At 59.8% G+C, this 7,206-nt stretch carries 11 protein-coding genes; 2 read left to right on the top strand and 9 right to left on the bottom strand.

What is annotated here, in order from left to right:
- Positions 1-325 (top strand): hypothetical protein (locus tag P0D73_RS31590; RefSeq protein WP_408434454.1); only part of this gene is annotated, 325 nt, incomplete at its 5' end.
- Here the strand turns inward: P0D73_RS31590 and P0D73_RS31585 are convergent.
- From P0D73_RS31585 to P0D73_RS31575, 3 genes are all read right to left on the bottom strand, one after another.
- Positions 315-776, bottom strand: a complete 462-nt coding sequence (locus P0D73_RS31585; RefSeq protein ID WP_408256082.1) for an outer membrane lipoprotein — start codon at positions 774-776, stop codon at positions 315-317. The two genes, P0D73_RS31590 and P0D73_RS31585, sit on opposite strands and share 11 nt — an antisense overlap.
- A 512-nt stretch (positions 777-1,288) precedes the next feature.
- Entirely contained in the window at positions 1,289-1,819 is a 531-nt protein-coding gene (locus tag P0D73_RS31580; protein WP_408256083.1) for a hypothetical protein, read from the bottom strand.
- Between the two features lie 102 nt (positions 1,820-1,921).
- Positions 1,922-2,071, bottom strand: coding sequence for a hypothetical protein (locus P0D73_RS31575; RefSeq protein WP_165190355.1), 150 nt, complete (start codon positions 2,069-2,071; stop codon positions 1,922-1,924).
- Between the two features lie 520 nt (positions 2,072-2,591).
- Here P0D73_RS31575 and P0D73_RS31570 point away from each other — a divergent pair.
- Positions 2,592-3,083 carry a hypothetical protein gene (locus P0D73_RS31570; RefSeq protein ID WP_408256084.1) on the top strand — a complete coding sequence of 164 codons (492 nt, stop codon included), beginning with the start codon at positions 2,592-2,594 and terminating at the stop codon, positions 3,081-3,083.
- On the opposite strand, the gene P0D73_RS31565 is transcribed toward P0D73_RS31570, so the two are convergent.
- The 6 genes from P0D73_RS31565 to P0D73_RS31540 form a co-directional block, all read right to left on the bottom strand.
- The gene (locus P0D73_RS31565; protein ID WP_408434451.1) at positions 3,030-4,118 is read right to left on the bottom strand and encodes a hypothetical protein; all 1,089 of its coding nucleotides are present in this window, start codon (positions 4,116-4,118) and stop codon (positions 3,030-3,032) included. The genes P0D73_RS31570 and P0D73_RS31565 overlap by 54 nt on opposite strands.
- 103 nt (positions 4,119-4,221) lie before the next feature.
- A complete protein-coding gene (locus tag P0D73_RS31560; RefSeq protein WP_408256086.1) occupies positions 4,222-4,407 on the bottom strand; it encodes a hypothetical protein in 186 nt (61 codons plus the stop codon).
- A 62-nt stretch (positions 4,408-4,469) separates the two neighbouring features.
- Complete coding sequence (locus P0D73_RS31555; RefSeq protein WP_408256088.1) at positions 4,470-4,940, bottom strand: hypothetical protein; 471 nt, start codon at positions 4,938-4,940, stop codon at positions 4,470-4,472.
- A 92-nt stretch (positions 4,941-5,032) separates the two neighbouring features.
- Positions 5,033-5,845, bottom strand: coding sequence for a PRTRC system ThiF family protein (locus P0D73_RS31550; RefSeq protein WP_408256089.1), 813 nt, complete (start codon positions 5,843-5,845; stop codon positions 5,033-5,035).
- The gene (locus P0D73_RS31545) at positions 5,842-6,477 is read right to left on the bottom strand and encodes a PRTRC system protein A (protein ID WP_408256091.1); all 636 of its coding nucleotides are present in this window, start codon (positions 6,475-6,477) and stop codon (positions 5,842-5,844) included. Before P0D73_RS31545 ends, P0D73_RS31550 begins: the two co-directional genes overlap by 4 nt.
- Positions 6,474-7,202 (bottom strand): PRTRC system protein B, encoded by a 729-nt coding sequence (locus P0D73_RS31540; RefSeq protein WP_408256092.1) that lies wholly within the window; start codon positions 7,200-7,202, stop codon positions 6,474-6,476. The genes P0D73_RS31545 and P0D73_RS31540 overlap by 4 nt, the downstream gene beginning before the upstream one ends.
- Positions 7,203-7,206 lie beyond the last annotated feature (4 nt).

Below are 7,206 nucleotides of genomic sequence, written 5' to 3'. Positions count from 1 at the left end.
CAACCGGCTTTTGGCAAGGCCGGTCCAGCACGTCGACAAACAGTGTCTCGGTGCGCAGCGAAACACGCCCCGGAAGATTCCGACGCGACGGTTCGACAACGATTTCATGGGAGCGAAGACGCAGATCTTGCGCTACACGTCGCAGAACGCGCGTGGCCTGCTGCTGGAGAGCAGCGGTTGCGCCGGCGCCAGCGGATCGGCGATCCGCGTAGAACAGCTTGGGAAATTTCATGATGAACCTCGAATAGACGAGGCGACCCCCTTGCGGGGTGTTGCCCCGCAAGGGAAGCGCGCCGGTCAAAGCGCGCAGAAAATCAGTGGGTGATCCGGTAACCGGACCCGCTGGAAACCAAATAAACGTGTTCGCCTGGTGCGAACTGCTGGTCGTCAACCTGCGTCACCACAACGGTTTGCCCGTTGGCGCGACGCAGAAAGACTTCGACGCCGCTGTGACGCGACATCGCAGCGCTGACATGCTGCGAGATGAATCCTGCAGCAGCGCCTGAGAGCGCACCCGAGATGTAACGACCGCGCCCGTTCCCGATGATCTGGGAGCCGAGAAACGCGCTCGCCGCAGAGCTCACGATCGAAGTCAGGCCGGAGGAATCCGAACTCGACTTGATCGTGACCTGACGGACCCGGACGATAGTTGCCTGTTCCATCTGTCCGATGTGCTGGACGTCGTATCGCTGATACGTATTCGGCGAGCCGAAATCCGCACTGGCGCAAGCGGTGAGAAGCGAAAGCAGGGCGATGCTGATCAGAAGTTTGAACATGGTTGCCTCAACGAAAGAAATGGACAACCACCGGTCAGGGAGGTTGCCCTGACGGGGAAAGAAATCTAGGAGCGAGACAGGGCGTCCCATGGGGGGGCATCTGTCCCGAACAGGTTGTATGTGCCGCTTACGCAGCGCGTCGATCTGCAGGCTCGCTCGTGTGGACTGTTACCCACTTACCGTTCACCAGAACGTCGCGCATGAGCGTGCCGTTCAAAACATAGGTATGGGTGCTGCCCACTCGTGGCGAGCAGGGACGAACCGACAGCGTTACCGCTTCGGTGCGGACATGAAGATTTCGAACAGTGGACATGGCGTTCCTCGTTGAAAAGAATGACGAGAAACGCCCTGTAGGGACGTTCCCCACAGGGTTAAAAAAAAATGGTTGCGTTGTCTCAACGACAAAAAAGGGACAACCATCCGTCAGGGAGGTTGCCCTGACGGGAAGAAGAAATGTCTTGCTGGGAGAGAACGGCGCGCCACTGGTGCACGCCAAGGTAATGAAAAACGCTTTAATGGTGGGCGGGGACGGCCCTGACCACGTTCGTGTAACCCGTCGCACCGACCGACGCTTCCGGATTCCAGATCGCAACAATCTGGCTATCTGACATCCAGTAGACCTGTTCGTTAGTTCCGGCGATGCGTCCATTTGCGCGGACGGCATCGGGAAATTCATTGCGCAGATCAGTCAGAAACATGTCGTAGGTGTACGCCGTCTTCGCCTGGGTAAAGCCGTGGCTGTAGACGAGATCAAGCAGCTCGCGCGACTTGCTATACGCCTCAGCCTGCGAGACGCCCGCAACAACGCGAGTCAGGTAATGCAGATCGACACGCCCGCTTTGCACGAGGTGTTTGTCCGCTTCGATTGTGAAATCCTGGTCCCAGATGACGATGGCCGAACCGTCGCTCCAGACGGAGCTGATTCGCCCGCCATACAACTTCACAGGCAGGACTTCGACGTCTTGAGCGACAACCCGCTGGTTAGCGGAGAAGCCCCACTTCGAATCAACCATGACGACTTCGTTGGAAGAGACTGCAGCCATGAGAAAGCTCCTGAAATAAGGGAGCCTCTCCCAGTGGGAAGGAGGCTCCCCACGGGATGAAATATGAAGCCGACCGGCATCAGCCGGTACTGGCACTACGGATTACAACGAAAACGGAACGTTGCTAACCGATGCGATCGCGGTAGCAAGAGCTACGACGCCAACCAGAAACGTAAGCATCTTCCAGGCTTCCGCGTCCTGCCGGGTGTACCAGGCGAGGCTGCTGAAAGCATGTTTGAGCGTAGAGGACATGGACAACTCCTGAAAAAATTCGGGAGCTACCCTGATGGGAGGCTCCCATCGGGAAAAAAGGAAAAGGCTGACGCGAACGTCAGCCTTTCGATAATCCATTCAACGAGTGAATGGCTGGAGAGAAAAATTGGACGGACCTGGAAAGGAACGTCTGGAGGTCGATGCGCAGTAGCGCGGGGAATGAAGCCAGTCTAAAGGCCCGTGCGGTCTTGCTACACCCGCAATGCTTCGGTTTTCCGCCCGTCTCTCGCCGACGATGCCCGCGTGACGGACAAAAAAAGCCAGCCTTCGAAGGCTGGCTAAGAAAGTTCGTCCTTCCGAGGGTGGCCGTTCGAACTTGAGAGGACTTCATTGTATCGGCCGGTCCGAACGCCAATCTCCCGAAAAGATGCCTGTTTAAGGGCCGATTCGCCCTCACCGGGGGTCTTGACCGGCCGCGCCTTGACTTCGCGCTGCGACTGCGAAGATTAATACCGCTCATCCTTCTCCTCCGTTCTGAACCAACCAAAGAGGTATATCCATGCGCAATGATGCAACCACATCACTCATCGCCCTATGCATTCTGGCCGGTTCTAGGCTTTTTTCTCTGGCTCTCGCGCAGCCTCGGCGCAAGCTTTTCATCGGTATGCACCGCGGCCATGCCAATCGTTTTCTGCGCTGTCATAGCGCTTCTCGCGTGTCGAGCACCGGCCAGACAGCCAGCCAACTGATCACGAAAAACCCTGCAAGCAGTCGTCGTCACGGCCGCCGGCGGCAATGCTTTCTTTCATCCGATCAGCGACCCGTTCATCAACAGCGGCTGGGTGAAATGGGGCGTCGAAATCGTGTTTGTTGCGCTGCTTGCACTCGCGATCTACCTGCGTCGTCGCCGCCGTTATTGGTAAAGATCGGGGCGCCCATGCTGGGCGCACAAAAAAAACGCCGCCCCTTTTTGGGTGCGGCGCTTGTCGTCAGAAAATCAGCCCAGTTCGAGAATCAGCTGGGCGAGATCAGTGCACGGCGTTTCGTGTGATGCTACTTTCACCGGCGCGTTGTCCGGTATCGCCCACATCACCTGCTGGTCGCGCAGATTGCACAGCTTGTACATCGCCGAGCCGCGTGGTTCAGCCGGAACGTCACCGAACCGGAAGCTGAACTGCGCAGGCGCCTGCCCCTGAATATCCGACAGGCCGAGAAGGACAGCGAGCTCGTCAGCAATGCGCGCGCAATAGTCCTCAAGGCCATCAGGCAACCGGGTGACGCTGATGACCGTGTCGTCGGGCAACCGGCCGGCACCTGTCAGTAGCTCGCGATAGGCCGGAATCCCCATCTTCGCAAAACCGGGCGCTTCCATCTCCAGCTGATAGGCGGCTTCGGTGATGAAGCTACCGATCGCCGAATACTGCCAGCCAGCATTCACCCACGGTTTCCCGTCGAACGACACAAGCCGGTTTTCATCGTCGATCTTGTAGCATCGGACCGCCGGCATCCGCTCAAGCGCGGACGGATTGCGAGACGGCAGATGCAGGTCTGCGTCGACCAGCACGCTCCCGCAGTCATGCTCCTGGAGCACTCGCCACGCGCTCAGCGCGCCGCTTTCCCCGTAAATGGATTCGAGCAGTGCGGCATCCCGATGCAGCGAGACTTCTGCCTTTCCGCCGACCACTTCGTCCAACCGTTCTGCGAACCCCGCAGCTGTCAGGCTGCTGCGAACATCATCCAGCGATGCCTCGGGAATCGCCGCCCGGAACGACTGCGAAACGTCTAGCCGGATTACCTGGTCAGGAAGCCGGAAGGGCTTGGCCAGCAATGACCTCCAGGTGGTCACGTAGTTTTCTGGCTTAATGTACCCGGCGCGGCTTTGCAGCATCCCGCCTTCGCACGACGACGCGTGCCTGAACACCCTTCGCATGACGTCGGCATATCGCCCAAACGCTATCGCAGACCAGTTGTCGATGTGCGGATAGCAATTTTTCTCATATGTCCGCTCAAACAACGCGAACATCCATTCGCCATCCGCCGCCTGAAAAGCCCCGGCCTTCTTGCCAGTCAATACAGTTGCACCCATTTTGAAGCTCCGATAAGTAGATGCGGAGCAGCCCCCAACGGGCTGACCCGCTGAGGGAAAAAGGAAAAATGCCACCACGGAGGGCGGCAGCAAAAGAGCGTGATTACGACCGCGGAGAAGCGGCCTTGCGGCCCGCACTCAGCGGCGCTTCGGCACGCATACGCTCGCGCAGGAAAAAGAACACTTCCGTACGCCCTTCACTTTCTTCGTTCATGTTTTCGATGAACCACCACAGCGCATATTCAAGCGGTTGCGCGTCGAGATACGCGATGGTTTCAGCAGTCGTCATGGCGCTGGACTCTCATAGATAGAAATAGGCCACCTTACGGGTGGCCCTGAAACGGTCTGGATTTACGACCGTGTACGCGAAGGCATCTCGGCAAACGCGACCAAGCCATTCACACTCAGGAAAATCCCCGCGTACATCGCGAACATCAGCAGGCCAGCGAGCCAGCCTCGACCGCCGAAGCCCGCCAGCGCTCCGCAAAGGAAACAGACCTTCGCCGCAGCACCAGCCGTCAGCCAGCCTGCGAGGCGCCGGCCGCGCGAAGCAACGGCATCGAGAAACGCGCTGCGACGCCGTTCAGTCGCAATTGACGCCGCGAACAACAACGCAGCGACTGCGAGCACCAGCAGCAGCCGGGTCCCGACTTCAGGGCTGGCGAGCTCCTTGTGATGCAGGACGGCCTGCGCGAATGACTGAAAGACCGGCACCGCCGCGTAGTGGTTGGCCGCATAGGAAAGAGCGGCTCCAGCGACTGCGGACTGCGCACAGCGAATGAACATCTTGCCGACCGGGGTCGACGGTTTTCGTTGGGTCATTGAGACTCCATTAGTTAGAGAAGGGGAATTCGATGCCCCGCCGAAGCGGGGTCATCACAGACGTATAGCGTCGCGCCGCGAACGGGCGCGAGTCAGACGGAGACCTTGGCCTTTGGGGGCTTTCTGGTCTTTTTCACAGGCGGTTTTGGCGCATCGTAGCCAAAGCGCGACCATGCCGCCGGGTCGATGGGTATCGGATTCGTTCGTCCCGTTGCGAGGTTCACGAATACGCCCGAGAAGTTGAGACCACCGTTGCGAAACAGTGACCACAACAGGTTGAACGCCTGCACCGAGATCGCCTGGTTGATGACCAGCGACTGCTTGCGCAGTGCATCGGCCATCGAGCAGGACGGCGCATCGTCGCCCTTGTCATTCTTCGGATTCAGCAGGTCGGGGAACAGGTCGCCCACATGAGGCAACCTGTCATTCCGCGCCTTGCCGAACTCGCCGAGAATCACCTGGCCACGATCCGTCTCGTTGCCGCAGTCGAGGTAATAGCGCACCTTGCCACGCTTCGCAGCCTGCGCGATCGCATGACGTGCACGCCGTGAATCGACGCAGCCGATGACCATGTCCCCGTACAGATTCAGCTTCGAATCGACGCGGCGTGGCTCGGCTTTCCAGTTCGTTCCCATCAGCAGGTTCAGGCGGTTCACCAGCAACGTCGCCTTGTACTGGCCGACGTCGTTCGGATAGAAGCCCTGCCTGCCGACGTTGAACTCGCTGACCGTATCGTCGTCGTAGACCACGCATTCGATCCCGCCCGGATGACCGAGCTCGATCATTGCGTGATGCAGTCGGGCAAGTGAGGGAAGCAAGGCGCTGCCGGTACCGCCCGCCCCAACGACCACCACCTTCCACGGCCCGCTGAGCATGTGTGCCGGCGTCGTATGCAAAAGCGTCATACGACCTCCGCAGCCAACGCGGCCTGCCAGCGCTCCGGTACGTCGCGCTGAACCTCGAAGCGGCCCTTCGCGCACAACCGCAACGCGACGGACGGCACCTGATGGCAATGACCCAGCACCAGCGCCAGCTTCACATCGTGCTGATCGTCCCGATCATCGGTCGATGAGAAGTACGCCCTGCCACGACCGTGGGAATGGCAATCGACCACCAGCCATTCGTCGGCATGCAGCTGCGGACGCTCGTAATGGAGATGAGCCGGACTGTGCGACAACGAAGGAAGCGGCACCAGCCGGAAAGCGCCAGTCGACGCGTTCCACGTGATCCACGCTCCAACCTCGTTGGGCAACCCCGCACGCGCCATGCGCGCAAACCCGGCAATCAGATCCGCCGGCACCGCGCCGCAGAGGACTTCCGTCGCGTCAGCCGCCTCGCCATACGGCACGGGCGTCTGCCAGCTGAAGGAGCCGAGACGCCGCACCAGCCGTATCCACGGACGGTGGATTTCCAGAAACACGCCACTGGATGCAATCAGCAGCCGCTCGCCCGGTGCGGACATCGGGACAACCGGCTCGCGGGTTGGGACCATAACGGACGGGAACGAGCCCTGAAGCACCTGATCGACTGGATTCATTCCTGACCTCCAATCTTTCCAGCGACGAGCTTGCCCGCCGTTGCGCCTTTCATCGGAACCAGCGCATCGAGCGGAAACGCCTCGAAGCTGCCGTCCAGCATGTCTTTCCAGAACGCGTAGAAGCCGTTTTTGTACTCAACACGCTTGCCGCCGTGGTTCGGGTGCGTGAAGGCAGAGGTGAAAAAGCCCTCCTCCCACCCAGCGATGGCCGCGACCTCAATGCGACGCGGGACGTTAGCCGACCCAATGCAGATCTTGCCTTTGTCCCACGTATTGAAGTACGGAGGCTCGAAAAGCGGCGTGGCCGGATCGGGTCTGCTATCACCATTCAGCGCAAATACGCTGAAGCCATTGGTGCTGGCCTGGAAGACCAGTCCCGGATGAGGCACAACTGCACTGCGCTCACCCAGCTCCTCGCACTTGAAAAATACCCGTCGAGGAGCCGGCGGGCACCACCACGTCACCGCGGCCGACGTCACGCCGAGCACTGAGGCTGGGAGGAAATCGGCCTTGGGCGCGGCGTTGCAATCCAGCTGCAAAAGCGCCTCCATCAGGGCCTTGCGATCCAGCGGCCGGCCTGCACCGATGATCGGGCGACCGGTCTTGCGCTCTGCAGCGACAGGATGTGCCGTTGCATAGTGCGAGCCGTTAGGACCGGTATAGAGCAACAGGGCCGATGACAGCGTCACATCGTGACCCGTCTGGCCAATCGAAACATCATTCATTGGA

Source organism: Paraburkholderia sp. RL18-101-BIB-B (genome assembly GCF_046026985.1).
Taxonomy (GTDB): Bacteria; Pseudomonadota; Gammaproteobacteria; order Burkholderiales; family Burkholderiaceae; genus Paraburkholderia.
This window is presented reverse-complemented; position numbering and strand designations above follow the sequence as displayed.